Origin of the sequence: Actinomadura sp. 3N407 (assembly GCF_052245875.1) — a bacterium.
Classification (GTDB): Bacteria; Actinomycetota; Actinomycetes; order Streptosporangiales; family Streptosporangiaceae; genus Spirillospora.
Genome location: NZ_JBQQBP010000026.1, coordinates 21,622 through 47,274, shown reverse-complemented (window position 1 = coordinate 47,274; position 25,653 = coordinate 21,622). Strand labels below are relative to the sequence as shown.

The following is a 25,653-nucleotide window of genomic DNA, read 5'->3' as shown; positions in this document are numbered from 1 at the left end:
GATCGTTAACAAAGCCGATGTTAATAGCCATTAACAACTCTAGTCTAGACTGTCCGCCATGACGTCCCACCCCGCCGAGGCGGCCCCCGGGCCCGATGCCCCGGCAGGCCCGCCCAACCCGCGCCGGGCCGAGATCCTCGGCGCCGCCGCCGAGCTGTTCGCGCGCCGCGGCTACCACGGGGCGTCCATCGGCGACCTCGGGCGGGCCGTCGGGCTCACCGGCCCCGCCCTGTACCGGCACTTCAGCGGCAAAGAGGCCGTCCTCGCCGAGATGCTCCTCGACATCAGCGAACGGCTGCTCGCCGAGGGCGTCCGCCGCGCCGCCGGCCCCGACCCGGCCCGCGCCCTGGACGCGCTGCTGCGCTGGCACATCGCGTTCGCCCTCGACAACCCCGCGCTGATCACCGTCCACGAACGGGAACTCGACAACGTCCCCGAGCCGGGGCGCCACCGGATCCGCCGGCTGCAGCGCGCCTACGTGGAGGAATGGGTCGCCGTCCTGCGCCGCCTGAGCCCCGGCCTGCCCGACGACCGGACGCGCGCGGCCGTCCACGCGTGCTTCGGCCTGCTCAACTCCACCCCGCGCAGCGCCGCCGGGCTCGGCCGCGACGCGATGGGCGACCTCCTGCACACCATGGCCCGCTCCGCCCTCGACGGCGCCGCCCGGCCCGACGGCGCCGCCTAGCAGGAGGCGGCGCGGCCGTCCAGGGAGTCGTCGACGGCCCCGGCGAACGACTCGGCGTCCGCCCCGGCCCGGTCGAAGATCTTCTGGACGCAGCCGCGGAACGTGCTGGAGAACGTGCTGTAGTGCGGCGTCACCGGACGGGGCTCGGCGCGGCCGAGCGCGGTCACCACGGCACGTCCCAGCTGGGTGAGCTGCTCCCGGTCGGGCAGCTCGGTCTCACCGGGGCCGGGCGGCTCCCCGGTGAGGGACGAGCACGCCCGCACCCGCACATCGGCGGGGGAGTCGCGCTCCGGCGTCAGCCCGAGCGCCGAGTACCGTCCGGGCGCGAAGCCGCCGCACGAGAACAGCAGGCGCTGGCTCCGCGTCCCGCTCAGGAACTCCACGAGATCGGCGGCGTCCCCGGGATTGGGGGAGTGCGCGGACACCGCGAGGTTCTGCCCGCCGAGCACGGTACGGCCGGGCAGCGCCGCCACCCCGAACCGCAGCCGGTCGCCGTCGCGCATCCGCGGCTCGGTCGCCAGCGCCGAGAACACGTACGGCCAGTTGCGCATCAGCCCGGTCCCGGACGCGAACGCCTCGATGCTCTCCCGCTCCCCGTACCGCCGCGACGCGGCCAGCGAGCCCCGCGCGTGCGGGGCCAGCCGCGCGAGCGCCGGATACACCTCGTCCCGCAGTTCCTCCACGTCCGGACGGTCCTCGCCGCTGAGCAGGCCTCCGCCGCCGTCGTTCCACACCGCCTCCAGCGCGTTGACGGTCAGGCCCTCGTAGTCGGACAGCTGCATCGCGATACCGGAGCCCAGCAGCCCGGGCCACGCCGCCGGCGGCGTCACGCCCTCGTGGTGGTAGAGGAGACCGACGTCCACGTTGAACGGGACGGCGTACTGCTCGCCGTCCCATTCGCCCGTGCGCAGCGCGGCGGGGAAGAAGTCGTCCAGGCCGTCGATGCCTTCGAGGGGACGCAGGTAGCCGGCGTCGGCGAACTGCGCCGTCCACGTGTTGTCCATGATGAGGACGTCGTAGGCGCAGCCTCCCGATTCCACGACGGCCTTGATCTGGCTGTGCTGCAGATCGGTGGACTCCGACACCTCCACGAGCGTGGCGTGCGGGTGCGGGCGGCCGTCCGCGTAACGTCCCTCGTTCCACTGCCGGATCAGCGCCCGCCGCTGGTTCTTCAGGCTGACGTCCGTGCCGCCGACGACGAACAGCTCCCCGCGGTCGCAGTCGGCCGCCATCGACGGATACGAAGGGTCCGGCCACAGGACCACGATGCCCAGCCAGGCGAGCAGTATCAGCACCGCGCCGCAGAGGGCGCTGATCCACGCCGCCCGTCCGCCCGGCAGGGATCGCCGCCGCCCCCCGGTGCTCATCGAAGACCCCGTCATGGAAGGCTCCGTCATCTCAGCTCCGACAGCAGCTCGGCGGCCTGTTCCACCTCGGGGGCGCCGGTCAGCGTCACGCATCCCGCGCCGCCCTGCGGGGCGAGCGCGTCCACGATCTCCTTGACGGGTGAGGACCCGCAGGTCGCCGGGCCCGTCAACACCACGGTCAGCCGCAGATCCGGATGCCGCTCGCGGAACTCACCGGACAGCCACTCGGCCCGCGAGGCGAGGCGGGGATTGGTCGCGGGGCTCTGCCCGTCGGTGACGAGGACGAGGTTCGGGCGGCCCGGCCCGAGGTCGGCCGCGGCGATCGCGTCGATGAGCGGACGGTCGGCCCCCGCGGACGCGACCGCCTGCAGACGGCTGGTGATCGCGTTCTTGTGGTCGGGGGACGCCGCGTCCTGGGGAACGTTCCCGAACGTCTCGGGGTCGCTCGGCGAAGCCGTCGACGACGACACCTGGAGGCTGGCGCGGTCGTTGCTCTGCAGCTGCGCCACCAGGTTCCGCAGGAACGACGCGCCGCGGGCGAGGCGTGCGCCGCCGCGCGCCCGGGCGGCACCGCCCATCGACCCGGACACGTCCAGCATCAGCGACACCGAGATCCTCGGGCGGGCCGCACCGATGCGGTCCAGCGTCTCCTGCACGCCCTTCGGCGGCGTCAAACCGACGACCGCCGGCATCACGCGGTTGCCCACGACGCCCTGGAGCCGCGACAGATAGAAGTGCCGGGTGTCGCCCTCAAGTGCGGGCGGGACGACTCCCCGGTCGTCCCGGAAGCCCTGCAGGGTGAGGGGATGGCCGTCCAGCCAGCGGCGGAAGGCGGTGACCGCCGCGTCGCGCTCCATGGTGTCCTGCCCGCGCCACCGCACCTGGACGAACGGGTAGTCGAGCGTCGGCAGGTCCGTGGCGTAGTAGGGATGCAGGCGCCATTTCGCGTACGGGGCGGAGTCGGGGTCGACGGCACCGCAGCGGTCGCCGAGCGGCCGCCCCATGTCGTAGTCGTGCAGCACCTGCTCGGGGACGGCGACGGCGATGTCGTCCGGGGGGTCGGAGTCCTGCGCGGCGGCGCGTTCACGGAACCGGCACAGCAGCGACACCGCGTCCGGCGCGACCAGGTCGGCGGGCTCGGCGAACCGCTCGTCCTCCGCGTCGCCGCCCGCCCTCGCGTCGTACAGCGCGGGCGTGACGGCCAGCGCCGCCGACGACGTCTCGGGGACGGGACGGGCGATCGCGCGCAGCCGCACGCCCGCGTCCCTGACGCGGTTCAGCAATTCGGCCGTGCTCGGCGCGATCGGCGCCGCGATCGGGTCGGCGACGGACCCGTGGGCGCCGGTGAACAGCGCTAGAACCAGCGGCGACGACCCGAGCGAACCACGGTGCCGGAACTTCGGGTCGCCCGTGCCGTCCGCTCCCGCCGCCGCGCCGCTCGCCCGCGCGGCGGAGGCGACCTGGCCCGGGCCCTTCGGGATGAAGTCGTACTCCGCCGTCGACGCCGGGATCCAGATGTCGGGCTGCGGGCCGAACAGCTGCTCGCCGTCCGCGTGCCGCGCGTCGGCGGGCTCGCTGCGCCGCCACAGCAGCCTGAACCCGTCGTACAGCGTGACGGGTCCCGCCTGCGGGACGACGGTGACGCTGTACTGGCGGCAGCCGCGGTCCTCGCTGTCGTTCTCGAACTCGGCCGCGGCGGCGCGCAGCGGCGTGAGCGTCTCCGGCGTGGTCAGGACCCGCAGCTCCAGCGGCTGCTCACACGAACCGGTGCGCTCCACCAGCCGCTGGACGCCGACGCCCGCGAGCAGGACCAGCGCCATCAGCGAGGCTCCGGCGGCGCCGCCCGCGACGACCGTCACACCCTTCCTCGGCAGCCTCCGCGAGAACCGCCTCGCCGCGCCGATCACCGGCGGCCGGGTGACGAGCCAGCCCAGCAGCACGATCGCCAGCAGCGTCACGGCGGCCGTGACCAGCGTCCTCAACCACGCGAACGCGTAGACGTACTTCATCGCCACGGTGACGATGACGCCGGACGACACGCCGGGGATGAGCGCCAGCGGCCACGGCGCGGACCCCTTTCCCCCGCCGCCGGAATCAGTCATGCAGGTCCCATCGCCGTGTCGGTCTCGACCAGCCGGCTCCCCGGAATCTGACTCTCCATGATATTTGCGCGGATGAGCAAGGTCAGGAAAACCGCTGACCTGGATCGGCCGATCCGGCCGCCGCCTCCGCACGTGGACCGGCCACGTCCTTGACGTGGCCATCGCGGCCTAGGTCAGATGTACCAAAGGTCACCCGGCCATCTGACCCCGGACAGAGGAGTGCCGCATGGGCGTCGAGGGCGTCGGCTTCTACGAGATCGCACAGAACCATCCGGACCGCCCAGCCGTGCTGGCCCCCGGCGAACCGATGTCCTACGGCGAACTGCACGCCGAGGTGAATCGCCTGTCGAACGCGCTGGGCGGCCTCGGGCTGCGCCCCGGCGATTCGCTGGCGACCGTGCTCGGCAACCGGCCCGAGTTCCTCACCGTCCTGCTCGCCACGATGCAGTCGGGCCTGTACCTCGTCCCCGTGAGCCGTCACCTGACCGCGCCCGAGGTGGGATACATCCTGTCCGACAGCGGCGCCAAGGCCGTCGTGACCGAAGGCGCGTTCGCCGACGTCGTGGCGGGTGCGGCCGACGAGGCGGGCATCCCCGCCGAAGGACGCGTGAGCGTCGACCCCGCCGAGGGCTACCGCCCGATGGCCGGGCTGTCCGCCACGGGCAGCGCCGATCCGCCCGGCAAGCGGCAGATGGGCTCGATCATGCTCTACACGTCCGGGACGACGGGCCGGCCGAAGGGCGTCCAGCGGCCGCTGTTCGACATCCCGCCGGAGATGGTGCTCGACCTCATGCGGCAGACGCTGATGCGGTACCTCGGCCTCGAACCCGGCGACGAGGTCCACCTCGCCGTCGGGCCGCTCTACCACTCCGCGCCGTGCGTCCACGCGTTGATGTCGCTCAACCTCGGCCACGCCGTCGTGGTCGCGTCGCACTTCCGGCCCGAGCAGACCCTTGAGCTGATCCAGCGGCACGGCGTGACGAACTCGTTCATGGTGCCGACGATGTTCCACCGCATGCTCGCGCTGCCGGACGAGGTCCGGGCGCGCTACGACCTGTCGACGCTGCGGCAGGTGTACCACAGTGCCGCGCCCATCCCCGCCGCGACCAAGCAGCGGATGATGGACTGGTGGGGGCCCGTCCTCTACGAGTACTACGGCTCCACCGAGAGCGGCCCCGTCGTCGTCGCCACCCCGGAACAGTGGCTCGCCCACCCCGGCACGGTCGGGTGCGCGGTCGACGGCGTCCAGATCAAGATCCTCGACCCGGAGGGCGCCGAACTGCCGCCGGGGGAGACCGGCCTCATCTACGCGAGCGGCCAGCCCGGATTCGAATACCACGACGACCCGGAGAAGACCGCGTCCGCCATGCGCGGCGACTTCTACACCCCCGGCGACCTCGGCCACCTCGACGAGGACGGCTGGCTCTACATGAGCGACCGCCGCACCGACCTCATCATCTCCGGCGGCGTGAACATCTACCCGGCCGAGATCGAGAACGCCCTGCTGCAGCACCCGGCGGTCGGCGACGTCGCCGTCATCGGCGTCCCGGACGACGACTGGGGGCAGACCGCCATCGCCCTCGTGGAACCCGCCGAGGACGCCGTCGCCGGCGACGGCCTCGCCGCGGAACTGCTCGCGCACTGCGAGCCCCGGCTGGCGAAACTGAAGCATCCGCGCCGCGTCGAGTTCCGCGAATCGCTGCCGCGCACCCCCTCCGGCAAACTCAGCCGGCGCCGCGTGCGGGAGGACTACCTGGGGGAACACACCGGCTGAACGCGCCCGGAGGGCCGTCGGGAGCGCTTCTCCGAACTCGTTGCCGTGAACGTCGAACGCCCCCGGCGGTTCCTGCGTACAACGGCACATGAAAGACCAGAAGGTCGCCCCCCTCGACGACGTCGCCCCGACCCCTGCCCCGACGAAGACCGACCTTCCCGTCATCACCGACCCCGCCGCCTACGCCGAGGCGGCCGCCTCCGCGGACTCCGCGTCCCGCGGCGACGCCCGCGTGGACCCCGCGCCCGGTGCGGACCGCGCGGCAGGCGCGGACCCCGCGTCCCGTACCGGACAGGCCGGTGAACCCGCCCCGGCGCAGGCCCCGGACGCCGCGCAGTCGTTCGCCGACACCGCGGCGGCGTTCCAGGCCGCGTCGGCGGCCGCGCAGACCGCCCCCGGTTTCGGTGCTCACGGGCCGACGCCGGACGACGATGACCACCGCGCCGGGATCGCACGCCTCGGTGACCCGGTCGCGGTCTGGCCGTGCGCCGGCTGCGGACGGCCCGTGCCGCAGCCGGTGCGCGGCGCCCGCACCGTCCGCTACTGCCATGACAACGACGGGGAATGCGAGCGGTCCGCACGGGAGAACCGTGAGCGCGGCCGGCAGTCCCCGGGGCTCACCGGTCAGGTCGCCTGGGCGTGGGAGATGGTCGAGCGGCTGGAGGGCGCCGCCGACCGGCTCGCCGGCTCCCTGATGTCCGAGCTGAGCGTCGCCGGCGTCGAACGGCGGGTCGCCGACGCCCACGCCGACGCCGCCGGGCACATCGCGATCGCGCAGCGGGAACGCGACGCGTCCCAGCAGCAGGCCGAGGTCGCCTGGCGGGAGACCGCCACCGCACGCGCCCGCGCCGACGCCGCCGAGCAGGAGGCCGCGTCCGCCCGCACCCGGGCCGATCGACTCACCGCCGAACGCGACGACGCCAGGCGCGAATGCCAGGAGGCCAAGGTCGAGGCCGAAGGCGCGGTCGCCGCCCGCCTCGCCGCCGAACGCGAACGCGACCGCGTCGCCTCCCGCGAGGGCGAGCTGCTCGCCTCGCTGGAGAGCGCCCGCGCGGAGCTCGTCTCCCTGCACGGGCGGCTGTCGGAGGCCGAGACCCTCGTCGAAGGGCAGCGCGTCGAGGCCGACGCGGCCAAACGCACCGCCGACGACCTGCGCTCCGCCGTCCGCGACGCCGAGGCCAAACGCGGCCAGGCAGTCGCCGACCGCGACCAGATCCAGGCGCGGGCACGCGAGTTCGAACAGCACAACTGGCAGCTGTCGCGCGCCGCCGAGGAACTGCGCGCCGCGGTGAAGGCGCTGACCGCCGAACGCGACGCGGCCCGCGCCGAAGCCGAACGCGCCCGCCGCCGGGTCGACGCCCTCACCGGCCTCGCCGAAGGGCCCCGGGACGGCGGCCCCCGCCCGATCGTCGACCGGGAGCCGCCGACCGGACTGCATCCCGTGCCGCAGGTCAACGGATCGTCCCTGGACGGCGGCGACCCGCTCGCCACCGACCCCAGGAAGCGCGCGGGGCAGCACAACGGACATCGCCTTCCCCACGCCGGCTGACCGTCATGCCGGCCGATCGACGCACCGCGAGGAGGTGAGGCCCTTCCCCACACTGCACTGGCCCTGAACCGGCCGCCGTATCGCACCGGGGTGGTACGGCGGCCGGTGCTCGTCCAGCCCGTGCCGGTGGGACGGGTGCTTACCGGTCGGCCGGCGTCGGGGCCGGCGCTAGCCCGGCCGCTTCAGATTCGGGGTCCGGGTCTGCAGATGGGAGGTGTAGTCGAGGGCGCCGGCATGGACGGCGGCGTGCACGGTGCGGGCGATCCGGGAACCCCACATGGAACGGGGACCCGCGAACGGTTCCGACGCTCCGCCGCCCGCCGCCGCCGCGACGCAGACGGCGTCGGACGCGGTGCCCGTGCACGGGTATCCCGCTTCGAGGAGCGCCTGCGTTTTGGCCTCGGTGACGGTGACGACCGCGTTCACCAGCGCCGCGTCGCTCAACGGGACGGGCACGGCGACGACGATGTTCACGGTCCCCGGGGTCCACGCGGGCGGAGAAGCCCCGTCCAGGCGGACCGGCGCCAGTTCGGGATCGGGCGTCCCGGCGGGGGAGGCCGCCCACGTCGGCACCCGCAGCCCCACCGTCGCCGAGACGCTCACGCCCTCGTCGTCCCGCCGCATGGTGCGGGACACCGACGCCGCCGTGAGCATCCCGACGCCCGGCCCGTCCAGCCCGTACGACCCGGCGAGCTCCTTCAGATGGACGACCGGGTCGGTGCGCGAGTAGCCGCCCGCGACCTGCGCGTTCAGTACCCACCGGGCCGGGCCGATCCCGCCGCCCAGCATCGCCGACGCGATCATCCGGTGCCCGGGTCCCGCCCGCCACACGGTCGAGGCGAGCCGCGCCCCGTCCTCCTCACGCCACACCGTCTCGACTCTCAAGGACGCTCCAACGACAGGATCGGCCGGCCGCCGGGGCCGCTGGTGACATGCACGCGCGCGTCGAAGTGCGCCTCGACGGCGGAACGCGTGAGGACCCGCGTGGGTTCACCCGCGGCGGCGACCCGTCCGCCGGAGATGAGGACCAGGTCGTCGGCGTACTGCGCCGCCAGCGTCAGATCGTGGATCGTCGTCACCACGGTCAGCTCGTCGGACAGCCGCAGCTGGTCGACCAGCTCCATCACCTGCTGCTGGTGGCCGATGTCGAGCGCCGTGGTCGGCTCGTCCAGCAGCAGCACCGACGTCTGCTGCGCCAGCGCCCGCGCCAGCACCACCCGCTGCCGCTCACCGCCGGAGAGATGGTCCAGGGGACGGGTCGCGAAGCCGGTCAGGTCCAGCCGGTCGAGGACCTCCGCGGTGATGGCCCGGTCCCGCGCGCTCTCCCGGCCCAGATGCGGGATGTACGGGGACCTTCCGAGCAGCGTGTAGTCGAACACCGTCATCCCCACCGGGAGGTTCGGGCTCTGCGGCGCGTAGGCGATCAGCCGGGCCCGCTGCCTCGGCTTCAGCGTCCCCAGGTCCGCGCCCGCCACGGTGATCTCACCGTGCGACGGCACCAGTCCGAGGACCGCGCGCAGCAGCGTCGACTTCCCCGCCCCGTTCGGCCCGATGATCGCCGTCCACGACCCGGCCGGGACGTTGAGCGACACCCCCTTCAGCACGGGCCGCCCGCCCAGCGCCACGTCCAGGCCCCGCACCCGCACCGTCACGTCTCCACCTGCCTGCGGCTCGCGCGCAGCACCGCGACGAAGAACGGCCCGCCGACGAACGCCGTCACGACACCCAGCGGAAGCTCTGCCGGCTCGATCACCGTCCGCGCCACCAGGTCCGCGACCTCCAGGAACGCCGCGCCGCCCAGCAGCGACAGCGGCAGCACGACCCGGTACGAGCCGCCCGCCAGCCGCCGCACCACATGCGGCACCACGATCCCCACGAACCCGATCAGCCCGCTCACCGCGACCGCGCACGCCGTCGCCAGCGACGCCGCGACCAGCACCGTCAGCCGCACCCGCGCCGCCGACAGGCCCAGCGACGCCGCCTCCTCGTCCCCGACGCTGAGCACGTCCAGCAGCCGGCCGTGCGCGAGCAGGACCACCGTCGACACCAGCGAGTACGGGGCGATCAGCGCGAGCTGACGCCAGTCGGCCGACCCGACCCCGCCGAGCAGCCACGAGAAGATCCGCTGCAGCTCCTCCGCCTTCAGCTGCTGCAGGAACGTCTGCACCGCCGCCAGGAACGACGACACCGCGACCCCGGCCAGCACCAGCGTCGCCGCCCCGTTCCCGCGTCCCGCCGTGCTGCCCAGCGCGTACGCCAGGAACACGCCGCCGATCGCGCCCACGAACGCGGCGAGCGGCACCGCGTACCCCGGGTCGCCCGGCAGCAGCACGATCACCATCGTCGCGCCGACCCCGGCGCCCGCCGCGGCGCCCAGCAGATACGGATCGGCGAGCGGATTGCGGAACACGCCCTGATATCCGGCGCCCGCCATGGCGAGCATCCCGCCGACCAGCGCCGCCATCAGCGCCCTCGGCAACCGCAACTCGAACAGCACGTTCTCGTCGATGACGCTGAGCCCCGAGTCGATGTGCACGAACGGGATCCGGTCGGCCAGCGCCTTCAGCACCCCGCCGACGGGCAGCCCCGCCGCCCCCACCAGCACCCCGGCCAGCAGCGTCGCGGCCAGCAGCACGACCGCCAGCACAAGCGACACCGGCCGCAACCTGGCCTGCCCCGCCGGCTGCGGCAACCCCTTCCGCGCCATCACGCCCCACCCCCGCCAGAGCCCCGAGCCCCCGCGCGCCCCACCCGCGGGACGTCCGGCCACCACCTCCCGGAGACGGGCCCCGTGCTCACCACCCGCAAGACGCCCGTTCGCCGCCGATCCCGGAACCCGGCCGAGCTTCCCCGCCGCCGGGCGACCCCGCTCCTCCACACCCGATTCCGCTAGGCGCCCACGTTGCCCGGCGGGACGTTCGTGCTCACCCGCACTCGTTTCCGTTTGGCGCCCGCCGGGTCCGGTGGGGCGTTCGTGCTCGTCGGTGCCCGCCGTCGAAAGGCCCGCGGGCGCGGCCGGCCCGCCCTCGGATGCGGGTCGGACCTCTCCGGACGTCCCAGCGACGTCCGGTGCCTCCTCATCGACGCCCGGGGACGTCCCGGCCCGGTCTTGCGCGTCGGCCGGGACGTCCGGGGAACGGTGGCCCCGGCGGGGACGGGGACTCACGGGCGGGCGTCCATCAGGGCAGTGATCACTGGACCTTCTGCACCGCGTCACCGATCACCCTGACGAACTCCGGCAGGCGGGGACCCCAGCGGGACGCGATGTCGTCGTCGAGCTCGACCACGCCCTTGTTCTTGACCGCGTCCAGATCCGACCAGCCGGGGCGCTCGGCGAGGGTGGCTGCGCTCTGGCCGCAGCACTTGGTGTCGGCCAGGAAGATCAGGTCGGGGTCCTCCTTGAGGAGGTACTCGCGGGACAGCTGCGGGTACTCGCCGCTCGCCTCGTCCGCCTCGTCGGCGATGTTGCGGAGGCCGAACAGCCCGTACACCTGGCCGACGAACGTCCCGGACGTCACGGAGTGCAGTTGGTTGTCGAGCTCGTGGTAGTAGCTGAGGCCCTTGGCCTTGGACGATGCGGCGACCGTCCGCCGGATGCTCGCCCGCATGTCGTCGGTGAGCTTCTTGGCCTCGGCGGCGTGCCCGGTGGCCTGCCCGAGGTCGTTGATCTCGTCGTAGGCCTCGTCCAGCTTGGTCACCGCGGGCTCCAGCAGGACGGGGATCTTGACCTTCTCGAGCGACTTGACGATGCCGTTCAGGTCGTCGGACACGACGACGAGGTCGGGCTTGTACGCGATGACCGCCTCGGCGTTCGGCTTGAACCCCGACAGCTTCGTCCGCGGCGCGTCGGGCGGATGGTTGGAGTAGTCGTCCACGGCCACCACCTGCGGCCCGGCGCCGATCGCGAACAGCGTCTCGGTGTGGGTGGGGGAGAGCGACACGATCCGCTTGGGCTTGGCCGGGACGGTCACCGCGCCGTTGGCGGCCTGGACGGTGACGGACTTCCCGCCGGACGCCGCGTCGCCGGTCTTGCCGTCGCCGCCACCGCATCCGGCCGCGAACGTGACGGCGGCGATCGCCATCATCGCGCCGAGGGTACGTACGGGTCTCACAAGAGCCTCCTGGCTGCAGGGAAGCCGCGGCCCGCTCATGACGGATCGCCCTTCCACGAGGTCGAGAATCGTCGGCGCGCGAGGAGGCGACCTGGCTCGGCCACTTCGAGAGGGCACCACAGTTGCGGGACAGCGCCGGGTTCACACCGGACTTCGCTCCAGGCGCGCAGCATCGCAACGGTATCAGGCACCGAATCCGGACCCGTCCCGCTATCGGAGTGAGTACTCACTCATTGACGGAGTGAGTACTCACTCCGTACGATGCCGGACATGCCCGCGAAGAGTCGCCGGCGAGCCCCGGGAATGAGCCCCGGGGAACGCCGCGAAATGATCGTCCACATCGCGTTGCCGCTGGTCGCCGAGCACGGGGCGGCCGTGACCACCGGCCAGATAGCCCGTGCCGCGGGCATCGGCGAAGCGACGATCTTCCGCGTGTTCACCGACAAGGACGAACTGCTGGACGCCTGCGTCGCCGAGGCGCTGCGCGCGGACCACGTCCTGGCCGGGATCGCGGCGATCCCGCTGGACCAGCCGCTGCCCGCCCGCCTGGCCGAGGCGAGCGCCGCGATCGAGGCCTACCTCGCCCGCATGGGCACGGTCATCGGCGCCCTCCACGCCACCGGCCGTCCCGGACGGCGCCCACCCGTCCGCGACGGAGGCGCCCCCCACGGCGGACCCGCCGACCCCGGCGTCGACCGAAACACCGCCATGAACCGGACTCGCGACGCGCTGGCCGCGCTGTTCGAGCCGGAACGTGACCGGCTGCGCCTGCCCGTCGAGCGGGTGGCGGACCTGTTCATGGGCCTGGTGTTCGCGCGGTCCCGTCCCCCCGCCGGACCCGGCACGCCGGCGTCCGTGGAGGAGTACCTGGACGTCTTCCTGCACGGCGCCCTCAAGGAAGGAAGCACCGAATGACGATCACGCTCAACCACACCATCGTGACGGCCGCCGACAACGACGAGGCCGCCCGCTTCTTCGCCGCCGTCATGGGCCTGGAGTACACCGGCCCGCACCCGGAGGCACCGCATTTCGTGCCGATCCGGGTGAACGAGGCACTCACCCTCGACTTCCTGACCGTCGCACACCCGCAAGGCCACCACCTCGCCTTCGACGTGGACGCCGTCACCTTCGACACGGCCGTCGAACGCCTCGACGCCCGCGAAATCCCCTACGGTGACGGACCCGCCCACGCCGACAACGGACGAATCGACCAATCCCATCCGCACGGTGGCCGCGGGGTCTACTTCTCCGACGCCGGCGGCAACCTCTACGAACTCATCTCGCCTTGAAGGACTTGAGGAACTCCCTGGTCCGGCCGCGGCCCTCGCCCGGTATGAACTCCGCGGCGACGAAATCGGTGGCGCCCGCCTCAGACAACTCCTCCAGCTTCGCCGCGACCGTGTCCTCGTTCCCGACGACGGCCAGGTCCGCCGGACCGTCCACCCCTTCGCGGTCCATCATCGCCCGGTAGGACGGCAGCATCCCGTACATCTCGAACGTCTCGCCCGCCTGCTCCCGCACGCGCTCGGCATCGTCCGTGACGCACACGGGGAGTGCGCAAACGATCCGTGGTTCCGGCCGCCCCGCCGCCTTGGCCGCCGCCGTGATGGTCGGCGCGATGTGCTCGCGGATGGTGGCGGCGCCGGTCATCCACAGCACCGTCCCCTCCGCCCGCTCCGCCGCCAGCTTCAGCATCTTCGGCCCCAGCGCCGCGAGCAGCACGGGCACCCGTCCCTCGTTCGGGACGCTCAGCCCGACGTTGCCCTGCACGGTCTCGCCTTTGAACGACGCGTTCTCCCCGGCCAGCAACGGCAGCAGAACCGACAGGTACTCGTCCATGTGGCGCAGCGGCCGCCCGAAGTCGTACCCGTACATGTCCTCGATGACGATCTTGTGCGACAGCCCGATGCCGAGCGTGAGCCGCCCCTGAAGCGCCAGCGCCGTCGTCCTCGCCTGCTGCGCCATCACGGCCGGATGCCGCGGATACGTCGGCACCACCGCGGTCCCCAGCTCGATGCCCGGCACCCCGCCCCCGGCCACGGCCAGCGCGGACAGCGCGTCCACCCCGAAGATCTGCGACATCCACGCCGAGGAGAAGCCGTCGTCCGCGGCGCGCCGCACATCCTCCGCCAGCTTGCCGAGCGCATCGGGCCCGCCGCGTTCAGTCAGTAGAACACCAAGACGCACAACGACCTCCTAGTCACCGATTTCACCCGATCCTTACACACCCCCAATGCGCCGCCCGCCAGCGCGCAGCACAAGAACCCGTCCCCCGAACGTGTGCGCCATGACCGGTGACAGCGAGCCCCAAGCAGCGGGGCAAGCCCGTCACGAACGCCTTATGGGTCAGGGGCGGCATGCTTGGTCGCGGGTGGCTGTGGGGTCAGGGGTGTTCACGGCGAACCTGGTCGCGGGCGGCTCGGTCTCTTGCCTCCACGAAGAAGTCGAGCATTTCCGTGGCGCCGGGCAGCAGACGTCCTGGGCGTGCCGCCCCGAAGGGGGTGTTCCAGAATGCCCCATGACGTGGCTCCCACGGCCCGACATACGCATACGGCTCGTCCAGGAAGGCGTCCCCCACGGACACCCCGTAGTTGACCTCGTCGAGGCTTATGCCCAGATCGAAGTGTTCCGGCCACAGCACCGGCGTGATTTCCGGTGCGAACCTTGTCAGCGCTTCAAGGCCCCGGCCGAAGAACTCCCCGATGTGCTGCGCGGCCTCCGCGTCAATGCCAAGGGTGTCGTCCAGGCCGACACCGCTGCCGTCCTTGTAGAGGTCCTCCGCGCCTCCTGCCTCGATGCCCGCCGCCGCGGCGAGTTCCCTGCAGGTGGCACCGTTCATCGGGATCTTTCGGTCACCTGCCACCAACTCCGTCCTGTTCACCCGCAGTGCCGGCTCCTGAACGGTCCCGAATCCGCCGTCGGTCACCCTCAGCCGAATCGTCCCGTTCTGCCGGTACTGGGGCCCGGCGAGCACGTGTTCGGCAACCCCGTGCAACGAACGCCGAGCCGTTTCCAAAGTTTCCCGATCGACGGTCATCTTCCATCCTCCGCTGAGCTGCGCTCACCTCACCCTGCGACGCAGACGGGCCCAATCACAAGCCGTCCGGGCGGCCGCCACGGGCGCCGTACTCTTCCGCGAGTTTCCGGTCGTTCTCGGCCCACACGCGGTGGCGGGTGGCCGACTGCAAATGCGATTCGGCCTCGTCCGGGTGAGCGATGGCCATCCGTTCCAGCATCATCGCAGCCCGGTCATGGGCTTGCGCCGAGGAGACCATCGCCTGACGCGCGTACTCCTCGGGCCCACGCTTGCGCTCAGCGCGTGGTTCACCGTGCGCGGGACCGTCGGGCAACGCGGCGGCGCGGTCGTCCGCTTTGAGACTGCTGCCGCGCGGCTTCACCCGAAGCGCACGGTTTTCGCTGTCCATACCAGCCAACCTGACGCCCGAGCCCGTCGATCAACCAGCCCTGCAGCCACATCCGACTACCTACCCCGTGCCCCTCCGTTCAGCCCATCGAGCGGCGAAGTTGTCCGGGGCCCGTGGGAGCGGTTATGGGAGAAGACCCGCCCTCGCCGTGGTGGGGGGTGACGCCGGTGGTTTCCGCGAGTCTGCGTTCGGCGGGGCTGGTGCTTTCCGGGGGCTGGTAGATCGAGAAGCTCATGCCCTGGTCGTCCGTGCACATGGCGGACAGGCCGTACGGTTCTTCTGTCGGTGCTTCGGCCTGACCGCCCGTGTCGCGGATCCGGTCGAGGGTCTCGTGGACGTCCTCGACGGCGAAGGCCAGGTAGGCGGTGCGGTGCTCCTGACCGCCGAACATGCCGATGTGCTGCTCGGGCAGGCCCTCGACCTGGCGGGCGGACGAGCCGCTTCCGGGAACGGAGTGCCAGCCGAGAACGGTTCCGTAGAACGTCGCGGCGCGTTCGACGTCGGGGACCCAGATCGAGGCGTACCCGACGTCGCCCTCGCGCAGCCGTGAAGGTGCGGGCGCGGGCGGTGTCGTGATCATCCAGCGGTGTCCGAACGGGTCCGTGACGACGCCGTTGCGGCCGTACGGGTGGTCGGCCACGGGGCGTTCGGGGGCGGCGCCGAGTTCGACGGCGCGGGAGAAGGCCACGTCGACGTCGGGGACCTTCAGGTAGAGCGACTGGCTGGGGCCGCCGCGCGCCTGGGGCCGAGGAGTCCCAGTTCGGGCCATTCGTCGGCGAGCATCAGGATGGAGTCGCCCAGCGCCAGTTCCGCGTGGCCGACGCGTCCGTCGTCCATCATGACCGGCTCGCCGCGGACTTCCGCGCCGAACGCTTCGGCGTACCAGCGCAGGGCGTGCCGTCCGTCGTCGACGCAGAGGTACGGGGTGAGCGTGCCCACCTGGGCGGGCGTTTCCTGGGCGGTGGTCGTGGCCATCGTTTCTCCTGTCGGTTGCAGCAGCGCGCGCCGCAAGCGTTCACGCAGCCGCGCCTCGAAGGTCGGGTCCGGCTCGACCGGGACGACCGGTGCGCGGAGAGCCTCCAGTGGATCAGTCATCGTGGCCCTCCTTTCTGCTGCGGTGTCCGGGGATCCGTTTCCCTGGGGAACAGTGATCGGTGTAGGCGTGCCGGAACGCGGCCCTTGCCCTCACCAGCAACGCCTCGTCGTACAGATCGAGCAGCGCTGCCCCGGGTCGGGCTGAAGTCGTCCCGGGTGGTTCATACCCCTCCATCGTTCGACGGGCGGCTTCTCCGACGGGTCGGGGCCGAGAAATTTCGAGAGATCATTGGTGATCTTGATGTCCGAGGGCGTTTCCCTGGCCACGACTGCGGTACGGCCGGACACATCGACGGGAGCCACCGGCTGATCGCCGAGGGCCATGCCCGATCATGGAGACCGTGGTGACTCCCGAAGCTCTCACGCTCTACACCGCCGACGACGTCCGGATCGACGCAGGTCATCTGCGGGGCGGCGGCGATCTCTGCTTCGTCCTGGCACACGGCTTCACGTGCTCGTGGCGTCAGCCCACGCTGCGCCGGATCGCCGGTGCCCTCCACAGGCACGGCGGGGTCATGGGGCTGGACTTCCGCGGCCACGGCAGGTCCGGCGGACGTTCCACCGTCGGTGACCGGGAGGTGCTCGACGTCGATGCGGCGGTCATGGCGGCGCGCCGCAGGGGATACAAGCGGATAGCCGTCACAGGCTTCTCCATGGGCGGTGCGGTCGTTGTCCGGCATGCGGCGCTGCACGGTGGGGTGGACGCAGTGGTCTCGGTCAGCGCGCCGGCCCGCTGGTACTACCGCGACACGGTGCCGATGCGGCGCGTGCACTGGGCGATCGAACGGCGCGTCGGACGGCTTGCCGTGCGACTGGCCCGTGGCACCCGAATCGCCCCCGGCGGGTGGGATCCCGTGCCAGAGGCACCGCACGAGGTCATCGGACGGATCGCCCCGGTACCACTGCTGGTCGTCCATGGGGACGCCGATCCGTTCTTCCCGCTCGAACATGGCCGGCAGTTGTACGAGGCGGCGCGCGATCCACGGGAATTGTGGGTTGAGCCTGCGTTCGGGCATGCGGAAGTGGCCGCCACACCTGGCTTGATCAAGCGCATTGGTGATTGGGCGGCGGTCGCCGTCGGCAAGTGATGGTCTGACCGAGTTCGCCGCCTCGCCGACTTGGCGACCACCGTCCACTGGATTCGTCGTGGTTTCCGCCGCATGCGCGGCTCCGCGGTCTCCTCCTGGTACGTCGGCTGCGTCGTCGGAGCCGCCGCGGCGTTCCGGCAGAAGGCCCTGCCCCTCTGAGCTGCGGTGATTCTAAGTTATCCACATTGTGGCGGCCGCGCTCCGAGCAGCCGGCAGGACGAGCATCATCGGTGCGCATGGACGGATTCAGCCTCACCTGGAAGCGAACGACCGCCGACTCGATCATTCCCGTCGGGCCCGGCGTCTACTTCGTCCCCGTCAAAGGCTCCTCGCTCGCAGCACGAGCCGCCGCGCTCAGCAGGCTCCTGCCGGAGGACGTAGTCGTCGCGCGCCGCACCGCCGCATGGATCTGGGGCCTCGACGTCTTGCCTCCGGGAGTGGACGAGGCCGACTGGGGCGTCGAACTCATAACTCCCGCAACCATCACCGCACTCAACCCGTCAGCGCCACCGCTCAACTCGCCACTGCCCCCACCCGACCCGTCAGCGACCCAACGCATCAGGTCCGACGCCGTGGAACTTCCGGGCACCCACGTGGTGGAGGAGGCCGGTGCACGCATCACGTCCCTGACCCGGACGGCTCTGGATTGCGCCCGCTGGCTCCCTCGCTATGAGGCGGTCGCCGCACTGGACCAGTTCCTCCGGCGAGGAGTGAGCGCTGATGAACTGACCACGATGGCGCGCACTCTGCGGGGATATCGCGGCAACAAGCGGCTGCGCGAGATCATTCGTCTCGGCGATCGGGGCGCGGCCTCCCCGGGTGAGAGCTGGACGCGTGTCGCCGTCATGAGAACCGGGTTCTTGCGCCCGCACACCCAGGTGCCGGTGATGGGTCCCCGCGGGCGGCGGCTCTATGTCGATCTCGGCTACCCGGAATTTCGCGTCGGCCTCGAGTATGACGGCGAACGTCATCACACCGATTCAGAGGACCGCGCCCACGATGCGCGCCGCCGGGACTGGCTCGCCAAGGAGAGGGGGTGGGAGATCATCCCTGTCACCAAGCACTTCTTATATCGTCCCGCGCCCTACCTGGAGGTCCTCCTGACAGCTCTCCAAGAACGAGGCTGGAGACCCGATGACGTCACCATGGACCACATAGCCGCCCGCCTGGCCACCCTCCGGCGCCGTCAACGCTGACCGCACCCCACCGCCCGCTCGGACCGGGCGTAGATCTGAATCGCACCAGCCGCACCGGGATCGAACAACCGGCTCTCGGCAAGCCACAACGTTCAGTTGAGCATGCATAAGCTGGATCGATGGATACCGAGGCGGTGCGATCGTTCGTCCGCGCGGCCGAGCTCGGACAGCTGCAACACGCGGCCGACGAGCTCGGCGTGACGCAACAGGCCGTGTCGAAGCGGATCGCAGCCCTCGAGCGCAAACTCGACGTCCGGTTGTTCACCCGCACCACCCGAGGGGTCGAGCTGACACTCGACGGCCAGGCCTTCCTCCCGCACGCCCGGAACATCATCACAGGTGTCGATCGCGCCATCACCGCGATCAGACCGGGCTCGCGGGCCCTCCGGATCGACGTTCTCGGCCTGCGATCCGCGCAGGCCGTCATCCTGCACGAATATTGGCGGTCGCATCCCGAAACCGACCTCGACGTGGTGACCCTAAGGGTCAACGATCCGCGCCTGGCGGTCGCCGCCGTCCAAGCAGGCGATATCGACGCCTCGTTCCGCACGGTCACCGACCCGGCCACGCTGCCGCGCGACACGCGAATGATCCACGCGTTCGACTCTCGGCTGGAACTCCTCGTCGGCCCGAGACATCCGCTCGCCTCCGCACGAACACTGACACCACCCCAGCTGCGCCGGCATCGGATCTGGGTGCCGGGTATCGCGCCGCGAAGCGAATGGGCGGAGTTCTACGATCAGCTCGCCACCGACTTCGACCTCCGCATCGACGCCGCAGGCCCGAACTCCGGCACCGAGGTACTTCAGGACATCCTCGCGGACTCCGCAGACGTGGCCACCCTCGTAGGCGCGCGCGACCGGTACATCTGGCCGACGAACTACGACCTACGCCGCATCCCGATCGTGAATCCGACGCTCGCGTACCCGCTCTCGCTCATCCTCCCGAGAACGAATCCACACCCAGGACTCCAGGGAATCATCAACCATTTCGGAAGCCTGCCACCGCTCCCCGAGACAGCCTGGCTCCCATCCTGGGCAACGAAACCACGCCGCAGCGACGGAGACATCGAACACACCCGACGCTGACGGTCGTTACCGGCAGCACGCTGCCGACACGACTTGCCGACCCCCCGTAGCCAGGGTGACTCGACTGGCCGATGCCGACCACCTCATGGCAGGCAAACGGTTGGAAGTCAACGGCAGGTGTGACACGAGCGGCCCGGCCACAGCATTGTTGATCTCGGCTGCAGACCGCGATCACCGCCACACCGATCCAACGAGGTCGACGGGGTGGTGATGTGGACGGGGGGTCTCCGGGGCGACTGTGTCCCGTTCGGGTGATCCCTGTGCCGGGAAGCTTGGTGAGGGGCGGAGAGGATGCCGACCCCTTGGCCTTCCCGCATTGCGGCGAGGAGGGTCCGCCCGTGCGCGGACGGGGAAGACGGGCGTTGTGCACTACTGGCGATCGAGGAGGTTGACCAGGCGTTTTGGTGCGATGAGGCGATAACTGTCCTCGATGAGCTCGGCCATTTCGTCCCAGTCATGGTCTACGTCGAGGCGAGCGCCCACCCATCCTCGGCTGCCCACGTACTTTGGGACGAAGAAGCGCTCAGGGGTTTCCGCGACGAGAGCTTCCTGCACTCCCGGGCCGGCCTTGAACGTCATTGAGAGGCCGTCCTCGCTGGTCATCACGAACAGCTTGTCGCGGATCCGGTAGGAGGGAGCGGTGTGCCCGCCGAATGGCTTCTCCGTCACCTCCGGCAATGACAGACAGATGTCCCGTATTTGTGAGTGCGCGTCCATGTCGCTCATGCGCTGTCCTCCCGAAGCCGTGGCCCCGCGTGCTCCCAGCGACGCCACGTCACCCCCGGCGGGCCCGGTGGCCCTCCATGCGTTCGGCAATCATAGGCGCGAACTGGTGTTCTGGTAGGAGGTGACCCAGGGCGGGCTTGCCGAGACGGTGATTGACCGGCGCGATGGCGTTACCGGCCAGACGGGACGGACGCGGCCCTGGGAAGCGTGGGGCCGCGTCCGTCCCAGGACTGGTCAGGAGGTGAGGGCGAGCGCGGCGAACGTGTGGTCCGCCCAGAGCACGCGCGACGTCTCCTCCGGATAGGGGGTGATGGCGGAAGGGGTGTCGAGGATGTGGGTGAGGCGCCGGGACGGCTCGTAGGCGGGCCACCCCGGGTCGCCGGACGTCGCGAAGCCCGTCCAGGCGGGACGAATCTTCCCCGACAGTTCCTCGGCGGCGGTCCGGTCGCCGATGAGCAGGTCGGCTATGCCGCCCACGAGGTTGCCCCATACCAGCGGGACGTCCAAGGCGTGGCAGGCGCCGAGGGCGGGGGTGGACCAGGCCAGTTTGTAGAGGTGCACGCGGCCCCCCGCGGCGGCCTGCGCTTCGGCGAGGTGAATTGTCGGCATGCGGAAGAGCCAGTCGGAGTGGACGAGTTCGTAGAGGGTCTCCGCCGAGGCGCCGGGGAAGGCGTCTCGGTAGGCCTGCGGGTCGGGGGCGAAGGTGCGCAGGGCGGTCGCCGCCCGGTCGTCGGTGATCTGGCCGAGGAGGCCGTCCATCGCGATGAACAGCCGGTATTCGTCGCGGTTGTGCCCGGTGATCAGCGGGATGTCGCGGGCGGCTCCGGCGGCGAGCGCCTCCCAGGGGGTTCGCGGCAGCACGTCGCCGTCCACGACCGGGGAGAACGGAGTCGGGGTGTGCGCCACCGGTCCCCATCGCGAATGCCGCGCCATGGTGGCGGCGACGGCGTCCACGGCCTTCATCAGGCGGTCGGGCGTGACCGCGGCGAGCGCCTGCCGAGCGGGACGGACACCGGCTTCGGCGGAGATCGCGGCGCTGATGTCGTCCGCCAGGGCCGTGGAGAAGAACGTGCCGGGAACGCTCTGCGCGATCGCGCGGTGGAACAGCCCTGACGCGCGCGGCATCGCCAGGAGGGCGGCGATCGAGCCCGCGCCGGCGGACTCGCCGAAGACCGTGACGTCGCCCGGGTCGCCGCCGAACGCCGCGATGTTGTCGCGGACCCACGTCAGTGCGGCGACCTGGTCGAGGAGGCCGCGGTTGGCGGGCGCGCCCTCGATCTGTCCGAATCCTTCCATGGCCACGCGGTAGTTGAACGTCACCACGACGACGCCGCCCTCGCGCGACAGCAGGGCGCCGTCGTAGCCGGGGTCGGAGGAGTGCCCGATGATGTAGGCGCCGCCGTAGATCCACACCATCACCGGCAGCCCGCCTGCGCCCGGGTCCGGGGTCCAGATGTTGCAGGTCAGCCAGTCATCGCCGGTCGTGTGCGGCATGCCCGGCGCGAGTGCGGACGATTGTGGCGGGGGAGGTCCGAACGCGGTGGCGGGGCGGACGCCGTCCCACCGCTCCGGCGGCTCGGGCGCGGCGAAGCGCAGCGCGCCCACGGGTGGGCGGGCGAACGGGATTCCGCGGAAGACGGCGAGGCCGTCCTCCCGGACGCCGCTCACCGTGCCGGACGCGGTGACGGCTTCGACGGTCATGGGCCACCTGCCGTGGGGCGACAACACATGCCCGCGATCCTCCCCGGCGGGAGTGACCGCGGAACACCGGTTCTTCCGCTCGATGGAAGCCGTGCTGACGGACGTCCAGACCACCGGCGATGGTCGTGACAACGCAGCAGTGACCGCTGTTGCGGACACCCGGCATCGCGACAGGGCAACCGCCGTGGAGCGGCTGGACATTGAGACACGGCCAAGGCAGTGGGGCGGCCGAGCAGATGGGACGCGGGTACCGCTCTGGGGCGGTGGGCCGGCTTGGCCGCGCTCGGCACGGTGGCGTGGCCGCCACGGTGACGTGGCTTTGTCGTTGGTGGTGTTCGTGAGTTCGAGTGTGGGGGGCCTGTGACCACGGGAACCGAGACGGAGGTCGTCGTCGACGGCAGGACGGACCTCGCCGACGGCGTCGTGGGTTTGACCCTGCGTGCCGCAGGCGGGGGAGACCTGCCGCCCTGGCGCCCCGGCGCGCACATCGACGTCGTGCTCGGCGACGATCTCGTCCGGCAGTATTCGCTGTGCGGTGACCCCGCCGACTCGCGGACGTGGCGGGTGGGCGTGCTGAAGGAGGGGCCCGGTTCGACGGTCGTGCACGAACGGGTCCGTCCGGGGGACAGGCTCGTGACGCGTGGGCCGCGCAACAACTTCGCGTTGGAGGACGCGTCCCGCTACCTGTTCCTCGCCGGCGGGATCGGTATCACGCCGATCCTGCCTATGGTGGCCGCCGCCGACGCGGCGGGGGCCGACTGGCGGCTCCTGTACGGGGGACGGCGGCGCGCCGCGATGGCCTTCGTGGACGAGGTGTCCGGCTACGGGGATCGGGTCGACGTCCGTCCCCAGGACGAGTACGGACTGCTCGACCTCGACGGTGCTCTGACGGCGGCCGAGCCCGGCACGCTGGTCTACTGCTGCGGACCGGAGCCGATGCTCGCGGCGGCTGAGGAACGATGCGCCGCCCTGGTCCCCGGGGCGCTGCGCACGGAGCGTTTCGCCCCGAAACCCGTCACCGGTCCGGATGAGGCGTTCGAGGTCGAGCTCGCGATGAGCGGCCGCACCCTGAAGGTCGAACCGGGGAGCTCGATCTTGGAGACCGTGGAGAAGGCGGGCGTGAACGTCCTGTCGTCCTGCCGTGAGGGGACGTGCGGGACGTGTGAGACGCCCGTCCTGGAGGGCGAGCCCGACCATCGTGACTCGGTCCTGACCGAGGAGGAGCGCGTGGACGGCGGCTTCATGATGATCTGTGTCTCCCGTGCCCGCGGGCAACGTCTCGTTCTCGAACTCTAGGGTGTTCCGCGCCGGATTCAGGAGGGGGCCAGGGCGCGGCGGAGGGCGTCGAGGCGGTCGGCGTGCATGCGTCTGGTGACGGCCGCTTCCCTGATCATGGTGGAGCCGTGGAAGGTGCCGGGGTAGTGGTGCACCTCGGTGGGGACGCCCGCCTGGATCAGGCGCTGCGCGTAGATCAGGCCCTCGTCGCGCAGCGGGTCGAACTCGCACGTGGTGACGTAGGCGGGCGGCAGTCCGGACAGGTCTGCGGCGCGGGCGGGCGCCGCGTACGGGGACACGCCGCCGGTGCCGCGGACGCCTTCGCCGAGGTAGTAGTCCCAGCTCAGTTCGGCGTTGGGCCGGTTCCAGATCGGCGTGTCGGTGTAGGCGCGCATCGACGGGGTGTCGAGGCGGTCGTCGAGTTCCGGGATGCCGAGCAGGTGGAAGCACAGCGCGGGGCCGCCGCGGTCGCGGGCCATCAGCGCGACCGCCGCGGACAGGCCGCCGCCCGCGCTCTCACCGCCGACCGCGAGCCGGCCGGGATCGATGCCGAGTTCCGCGGCGTGGGCGGCCGTCCAGGTCAGCGCGGCGTAGCAGTCCTCCAGCCCGGCCGGGAAGGGGGACTCCGGGGCGAGCCGGTACTCGACGGACAGCACAATGGCGCCGACCTCGGCCGCGATGCACGCCGCGTCGTCGTGGGAGATGTCGACGCTTCCGAGGACGAACCCGCCCGCGTGGATGAACAGCATTCCGGGGAGGTCGCCGTCCCGGGCCACGGGGGAGTAGATCCTCACCGGGACGTCGGGCGCGTCGCGCGGACCCGGCACCGAGATGTCGCGGATCTCCAGCGGCACCGGCGGCTCGTAGCGCGGCTCGCCGAACATCTCCGCCTCGTCCCGGCGGATCCGATCGACGTCGGTGAGCGTGATCCGCGGCATCATCGAGATCCACGGGACGAGTTCCGGGTCGAAGGCGTACGTCACCTGGGGGCTCCTCTCGGCGGCCGGCTCCCAGTCTCGGCCTCCTCGCGTCCGCTGCCCAGCCGTCGCGTGCCGGAGAAACCGGCCCGGAATCCGCCGGTCGTCGGGTGTCGTACTCTTCGTCCATGAAGGGCCTGCTCCTGCGGCTGTCGGCGCTGGACGCCGACGCGGAGAACGCCGTCCGGGTGATCGGTTTCTTCGACGGGCTGATCGCCGGGAAGGTGAGCCCGCACATCCTCGTCCGGGAGACCGCGAGGCTCGCCGAGTGCCCGGCCGGCCTCGACGACGACGCGACGGGCGTGTCCCTGAGTTCGGAGCCCGGCCGCGCGTCCGGTCCGCTCGTGCGGGAGATCTCCGGGACGGGCCGCGTGTGGCTGGCGAGGGAGGGCGCGCCGTTCCCGCTGGACGACATCGTCCTCGAACGGTTCGCGATCGCCGCCGCTCTGCTCCTGGAGCACGCCTCCGCGCCGCGGCCCGGCGACGAGGGGCTCGTCGAACTGGCCCTGTCGGCCGGCGCGGGGGAGCCGGAACGCTCGCGGGCCCTTCACCTGATGCGCGTCGAGCCGGCCGCCGGGCTGCACGTGCTGGCAGTGGCCGCCGGGGACGTTCCGATCGCGGACGTCCTCGCGGCCTTCCCCGGGCCGCGTCCGCGCGTGGCCGCGCTCGGACGCGTTCACGCCGTCCTGGCGCGATCGCTTCCACCGGCCTTTCCGGAGCGTCTGCCCGGAGGTGTCCGGGTGGGCGTCGGCCCGGCGCTGCCCGCGATCGAGGCCCCGGTGTCCTGGAGGCGGGCCCGCACCGCGCTGCGTTTCACGACCGTGGCCTCGCCCGGCCCGGCCGTCGTCCACCATGACCGCCTCGGTGCGCTCGCGGCCCTGGCCGACCTGCTGCGGGACGAGGACATCGCGGAGATCGCGGACGTGGTCGCGCTGGATCGGCTCGCCGCCGAGCCGAACGGCGCCGACATCTTGGCCGTCCTCACCGCGTTCTGCGCGACCGGCTCGGCCCGCAAGGCCGCGGCCCGGGTGCATCGGCATCACAGCACGGCCGCCGCGCGGCTCGCGTATGCGGAGTCCCGGCTCGGCTTCTCCTTCTCCGGGCCGGGCGGGCGGCTGCGGCTCGGCCTCGCCGTCCTGCTGCGGCACCTGCGCGACACCTCCGAATGACCACCCGGGCAACGGAGTGCTCCCGAGGTCGTCCCGGGCCGTCGCCGCCCTGCCGATCCGCCGGTGTGGCCCCGCCGCCGGCCGCCGCGGGCCTCATGCCCGGGCTTGACGACTCGCGTCCCGGACGACGAAGACCTCTTCCCTCTCGATAACCCCGCGCTGACGGTCCGCGGATCGGTATACAAGGGACAGCCCGGCCATCACGGAGATGGCGCACCCGGCCGCGGTGACCGGCCCGCCCGGTTTCGCGGGAACCCGACGGCGAGATCGACACCGAGGGCGGGCAGCCCGCGGAGGTCGCAGAGACATGGCTGGAGTCCACAG

At 71.7% G+C, this 25,653-nt stretch carries 25 protein-coding genes; 11 read left to right on the top strand and 14 right to left on the bottom strand.

All coding sequences use genetic code 11. The features are described from left to right. Nucleotides 1-58 precede the first annotated feature (58 nt). Nucleotides 59-685: a TetR/AcrR family transcriptional regulator gene (locus ACTWPP_RS39980; protein ID WP_443109679.1), complete on the top strand. Its 627-nt coding sequence runs from the start codon at nt 59-61 to the stop codon at nt 683-685. On the opposite strand, the gene ACTWPP_RS39975 is transcribed toward ACTWPP_RS39980, so the two are convergent. Both ACTWPP_RS39975 and ACTWPP_RS39970 read right to left on the bottom strand, forming a co-directional pair. Next, nucleotides 682-2,067 (bottom strand): extracellular solute-binding protein, encoded by a 1,386-nt coding sequence (locus ACTWPP_RS39975; protein ID WP_443109678.1) that lies wholly within the window; start codon nt 2,065-2,067, stop codon nt 682-684. The two genes, ACTWPP_RS39980 and ACTWPP_RS39975, sit on opposite strands and share 4 nt — an antisense overlap. 11 nt (nt 2,068-2,078) lie before the next feature. Beyond that, entirely contained in the window at nt 2,079-4,154 is a 2,076-nt protein-coding gene (locus tag ACTWPP_RS39970) for a hypothetical protein (RefSeq protein WP_443109677.1), read from the bottom strand. A gap of 226 nt (nt 4,155-4,380) precedes the next feature. Between ACTWPP_RS39970 and ACTWPP_RS39965 the strand changes: the two genes are divergently transcribed. Together ACTWPP_RS39965 and ACTWPP_RS39960 are read left to right on the top strand one after the other, a co-directional pair. After that, nucleotides 4,381-5,928: an AMP-binding protein gene (locus ACTWPP_RS39965; RefSeq protein ID WP_443109676.1), complete on the top strand. Its 1,548-nt coding sequence runs from the start codon at nt 4,381-4,383 to the stop codon at nt 5,926-5,928. 88 nt (nt 5,929-6,016) lie between these two features. After that, nucleotides 6,017-7,477, top strand: coding sequence for a chromosome segregation ATPase (locus ACTWPP_RS39960; protein WP_443109675.1), 1,461 nt, complete (start codon nt 6,017-6,019; stop codon nt 7,475-7,477). A 168-nt stretch (nt 7,478-7,645) separates the two neighbouring features. On the opposite strand, the gene ACTWPP_RS39955 is transcribed toward ACTWPP_RS39960, so the two are convergent. The 4 genes from ACTWPP_RS39955 to ACTWPP_RS39940 form a co-directional block, all read right to left on the bottom strand. Next, nucleotides 7,646-8,362 (bottom strand): adenosylcobinamide amidohydrolase, encoded by a 717-nt coding sequence (locus ACTWPP_RS39955; protein ID WP_443109674.1) that lies wholly within the window; start codon nt 8,360-8,362, stop codon nt 7,646-7,648. Next, complete coding sequence (locus ACTWPP_RS39950) at nt 8,359-9,129, bottom strand: ABC transporter ATP-binding protein (protein WP_443109673.1); 771 nt, start codon at nt 9,127-9,129, stop codon at nt 8,359-8,361. The genes ACTWPP_RS39955 and ACTWPP_RS39950 overlap by 4 nt, the downstream gene beginning before the upstream one ends. Further along, entirely contained in the window at nt 9,126-10,184 is a 1,059-nt protein-coding gene (locus tag ACTWPP_RS39945) for a FecCD family ABC transporter permease (protein WP_443109672.1), read from the bottom strand. Before ACTWPP_RS39945 ends, ACTWPP_RS39950 begins: the two co-directional genes overlap by 4 nt. A 484-nt stretch (nt 10,185-10,668) precedes the next feature. Next, nucleotides 10,669-11,589 (bottom strand): ABC transporter substrate-binding protein, encoded by a 921-nt coding sequence (locus ACTWPP_RS39940; protein WP_443109671.1) that lies wholly within the window; start codon nt 11,587-11,589, stop codon nt 10,669-10,671. 270 nt (nt 11,590-11,859) lie between these two features. On the opposite strand from ACTWPP_RS39940, the gene ACTWPP_RS39935 reads away from it, so the two are divergent. Next, nucleotides 11,860-12,504: a TetR/AcrR family transcriptional regulator gene (locus ACTWPP_RS39935; protein ID WP_443109670.1), complete on the top strand. Its 645-nt coding sequence runs from the start codon at nt 11,860-11,862 to the stop codon at nt 12,502-12,504. Continuing rightward, a complete protein-coding gene (locus ACTWPP_RS39930) occupies nt 12,501-12,878 on the top strand; it encodes a VOC family protein (RefSeq protein ID WP_443109669.1) in 378 nt (125 codons plus the stop codon). The genes ACTWPP_RS39935 and ACTWPP_RS39930 overlap by 4 nt, the downstream gene beginning before the upstream one ends. On the opposite strand, the gene ACTWPP_RS39925 is transcribed toward ACTWPP_RS39930, so the two are convergent. The 5 genes from ACTWPP_RS39925 to ACTWPP_RS39905 form a co-directional block, all read right to left on the bottom strand. After that, entirely contained in the window at nt 12,865-13,776 is a 912-nt protein-coding gene (locus ACTWPP_RS39925) for an LLM class F420-dependent oxidoreductase (protein ID WP_443109668.1), read from the bottom strand. The two genes, ACTWPP_RS39930 and ACTWPP_RS39925, sit on opposite strands and share 14 nt — an antisense overlap. Nucleotides 13,777-13,972: 196 nt before the next feature. Continuing rightward, nucleotides 13,973-14,626: a hypothetical protein gene (locus tag ACTWPP_RS39920; RefSeq protein ID WP_443109667.1), complete on the bottom strand. Its 654-nt coding sequence runs from the start codon at nt 14,624-14,626 to the stop codon at nt 13,973-13,975. 55 nt (nt 14,627-14,681) lie between these two features. Then, entirely contained in the window at nt 14,682-15,014 is a 333-nt protein-coding gene (locus tag ACTWPP_RS39915; RefSeq protein WP_443109666.1) for a hypothetical protein, read from the bottom strand. A gap of 79 nt (nt 15,015-15,093) precedes the next feature. After that, on the bottom strand, nt 15,094-15,783 hold the full coding sequence (locus tag ACTWPP_RS39910) for a VOC family protein (protein ID WP_443109665.1): 690 nt from the start codon (nt 15,781-15,783) through the stop codon (nt 15,094-15,096). After that, a complete protein-coding gene (locus ACTWPP_RS39905) occupies nt 15,720-16,109 on the bottom strand; it encodes a VOC family protein (protein WP_443109664.1) in 390 nt (129 codons plus the stop codon). Before ACTWPP_RS39905 ends, ACTWPP_RS39910 begins: the two co-directional genes overlap by 64 nt. Nucleotides 16,110-16,441: 332 nt before the next feature. Between ACTWPP_RS39905 and ACTWPP_RS39900 the strand changes: the two genes are divergently transcribed. The 4 genes from ACTWPP_RS39900 (at nt 16,442) to ACTWPP_RS39885 (ending at nt 19,481) form a co-directional block, all read left to right on the top strand. Continuing rightward, a complete protein-coding gene (locus ACTWPP_RS39900; protein WP_443109663.1) occupies nt 16,442-17,197 on the top strand; it encodes an alpha/beta hydrolase in 756 nt (251 codons plus the stop codon). A gap of 30 nt (nt 17,198-17,227) precedes the next feature. Then, complete coding sequence (locus tag ACTWPP_RS39895) at nt 17,228-17,356, top strand: hypothetical protein (RefSeq protein ID WP_443109662.1); 129 nt, start codon at nt 17,228-17,230, stop codon at nt 17,354-17,356. A gap of 77 nt (nt 17,357-17,433) precedes the next feature. After that, complete coding sequence (locus ACTWPP_RS39890) at nt 17,434-18,393, top strand: hypothetical protein (RefSeq protein WP_443109661.1); 960 nt, start codon at nt 17,434-17,436, stop codon at nt 18,391-18,393. Between the two features lie 119 nt (nt 18,394-18,512). Then, nucleotides 18,513-19,481 (top strand): LysR family transcriptional regulator, encoded by a 969-nt coding sequence (locus ACTWPP_RS39885; RefSeq protein WP_443109660.1) that lies wholly within the window; start codon nt 18,513-18,515, stop codon nt 19,479-19,481. A gap of 369 nt (nt 19,482-19,850) precedes the next feature. On the opposite strand, the gene ACTWPP_RS39880 is transcribed toward ACTWPP_RS39885, so the two are convergent. Next, nucleotides 19,851-20,207, bottom strand: coding sequence for an MmcQ/YjbR family DNA-binding protein (locus ACTWPP_RS39880; protein ID WP_443109659.1), 357 nt, complete (start codon nt 20,205-20,207; stop codon nt 19,851-19,853). 234 nt (nt 20,208-20,441) lie between these two features. Further along, nucleotides 20,442-21,908, bottom strand: coding sequence for a carboxylesterase/lipase family protein (locus tag ACTWPP_RS39875; protein WP_443109658.1), 1,467 nt, complete (start codon nt 21,906-21,908; stop codon nt 20,442-20,444). Nucleotides 21,909-22,268: 360 nt separating this feature from the next. Here ACTWPP_RS39875 and ACTWPP_RS39870 point away from each other — a divergent pair, with 360 nt between their 5' ends. Beyond that, nucleotides 22,269-23,204 carry a PDR/VanB family oxidoreductase gene (locus tag ACTWPP_RS39870; RefSeq protein ID WP_443109657.1) on the top strand — a complete coding sequence of 312 codons (936 nt, stop codon included), beginning with the start codon at nt 22,269-22,271 and terminating at the stop codon, nt 23,202-23,204. A gap of 17 nt (nt 23,205-23,221) precedes the next feature. Here ACTWPP_RS39870 and ACTWPP_RS39865 read toward each other — a convergent pair whose 3' ends face one another. After that, complete coding sequence (locus tag ACTWPP_RS39865; RefSeq protein ID WP_443109656.1) at nt 23,222-24,166, bottom strand: alpha/beta hydrolase; 945 nt, start codon at nt 24,164-24,166, stop codon at nt 23,222-23,224. 122 nt (nt 24,167-24,288) lie between these two features. On the opposite strand from ACTWPP_RS39865, the gene ACTWPP_RS39860 reads away from it, so the two are divergent. Then, nucleotides 24,289-25,329 (top strand): helix-turn-helix domain-containing protein, encoded by a 1,041-nt coding sequence (locus ACTWPP_RS39860; protein WP_443109655.1) that lies wholly within the window; start codon nt 24,289-24,291, stop codon nt 25,327-25,329. Nucleotides 25,330-25,653: the final 324 nt, after the last annotated feature.

What these genes read in the sequence shown, in the direction of transcription:
- ACTWPP_RS39890 (WP_443109661.1), top strand. Translation starts at nt 17,434, where the DNA reads ATGGACGGATTCAGCCTCACCTGGAAGCGAACGACCGCCGACTCGATC.
- ACTWPP_RS39920 (WP_443109667.1), bottom strand. Translation starts at nt 14,626, where the DNA reads ATGACCGTCGATCGGGAAACTTTGGAAACGGCTCGGCGTTCGTTGCAC.
- ACTWPP_RS39960 (WP_443109675.1), top strand. Translation starts at nt 6,017, where the DNA reads ATGAAAGACCAGAAGGTCGCCCCCCTCGACGACGTCGCCCCGACCCCT.
- ACTWPP_RS39860 (WP_443109655.1), top strand. Translation starts at nt 24,289, where the DNA reads ATGAAGGGCCTGCTCCTGCGGCTGTCGGCGCTGGACGCCGACGCGGAG.
- ACTWPP_RS39945 (WP_443109672.1), bottom strand. Translation starts at nt 10,184, where the DNA reads ATGGCGCGGAAGGGGTTGCCGCAGCCGGCGGGGCAGGCCAGGTTGCGG.
- ACTWPP_RS39930 (WP_443109669.1), top strand. Translation starts at nt 12,501, where the DNA reads ATGACGATCACGCTCAACCACACCATCGTGACGGCCGCCGACAACGAC.
- ACTWPP_RS39910 (WP_443109665.1), bottom strand. Translation starts at nt 15,783, where the DNA reads ATGGCCCGAACTGGGACTCCTCGGCCCCAGGCGCGCGGCGGCCCCAGC.
- ACTWPP_RS39905 (WP_443109664.1), bottom strand. Translation starts at nt 16,109, where the DNA reads ATGACTGATCCACTGGAGGCTCTCCGCGCACCGGTCGTCCCGGTCGAG.
- ACTWPP_RS39965 (WP_443109676.1), top strand. Translation starts at nt 4,381, where the DNA reads ATGGGCGTCGAGGGCGTCGGCTTCTACGAGATCGCACAGAACCATCCG.
- ACTWPP_RS39900 (WP_443109663.1), top strand. Translation starts at nt 16,442, where the DNA reads ATGGAGACCGTGGTGACTCCCGAAGCTCTCACGCTCTACACCGCCGAC.
- ACTWPP_RS39915 (WP_443109666.1), bottom strand. Translation starts at nt 15,014, where the DNA reads ATGGACAGCGAAAACCGTGCGCTTCGGGTGAAGCCGCGCGGCAGCAGT.
- ACTWPP_RS39980 (WP_443109679.1), top strand. Translation starts at nt 59, where the DNA reads ATGACGTCCCACCCCGCCGAGGCGGCCCCCGGGCCCGATGCCCCGGCA.
- ACTWPP_RS39875 (WP_443109658.1), bottom strand. Translation starts at nt 21,908, where the DNA reads ATGACCGTCGAAGCCGTCACCGCGTCCGGCACGGTGAGCGGCGTCCGG.
- ACTWPP_RS39935 (WP_443109670.1), top strand. Translation starts at nt 11,860, where the DNA reads ATGCCCGCGAAGAGTCGCCGGCGAGCCCCGGGAATGAGCCCCGGGGAA.
- ACTWPP_RS39975 (WP_443109678.1), bottom strand. Translation starts at nt 2,067, where the DNA reads ATGACGGGGTCTTCGATGAGCACCGGGGGGCGGCGGCGATCCCTGCCG.
- ACTWPP_RS39885 (WP_443109660.1), top strand. Translation starts at nt 18,513, where the DNA reads ATGGATACCGAGGCGGTGCGATCGTTCGTCCGCGCGGCCGAGCTCGGA.
- ACTWPP_RS39880 (WP_443109659.1), bottom strand. Translation starts at nt 20,207, where the DNA reads ATGAGCGACATGGACGCGCACTCACAAATACGGGACATCTGTCTGTCA.
- ACTWPP_RS39970 (WP_443109677.1), bottom strand. Translation starts at nt 4,154, where the DNA reads ATGACTGATTCCGGCGGCGGGGGAAAGGGGTCCGCGCCGTGGCCGCTG.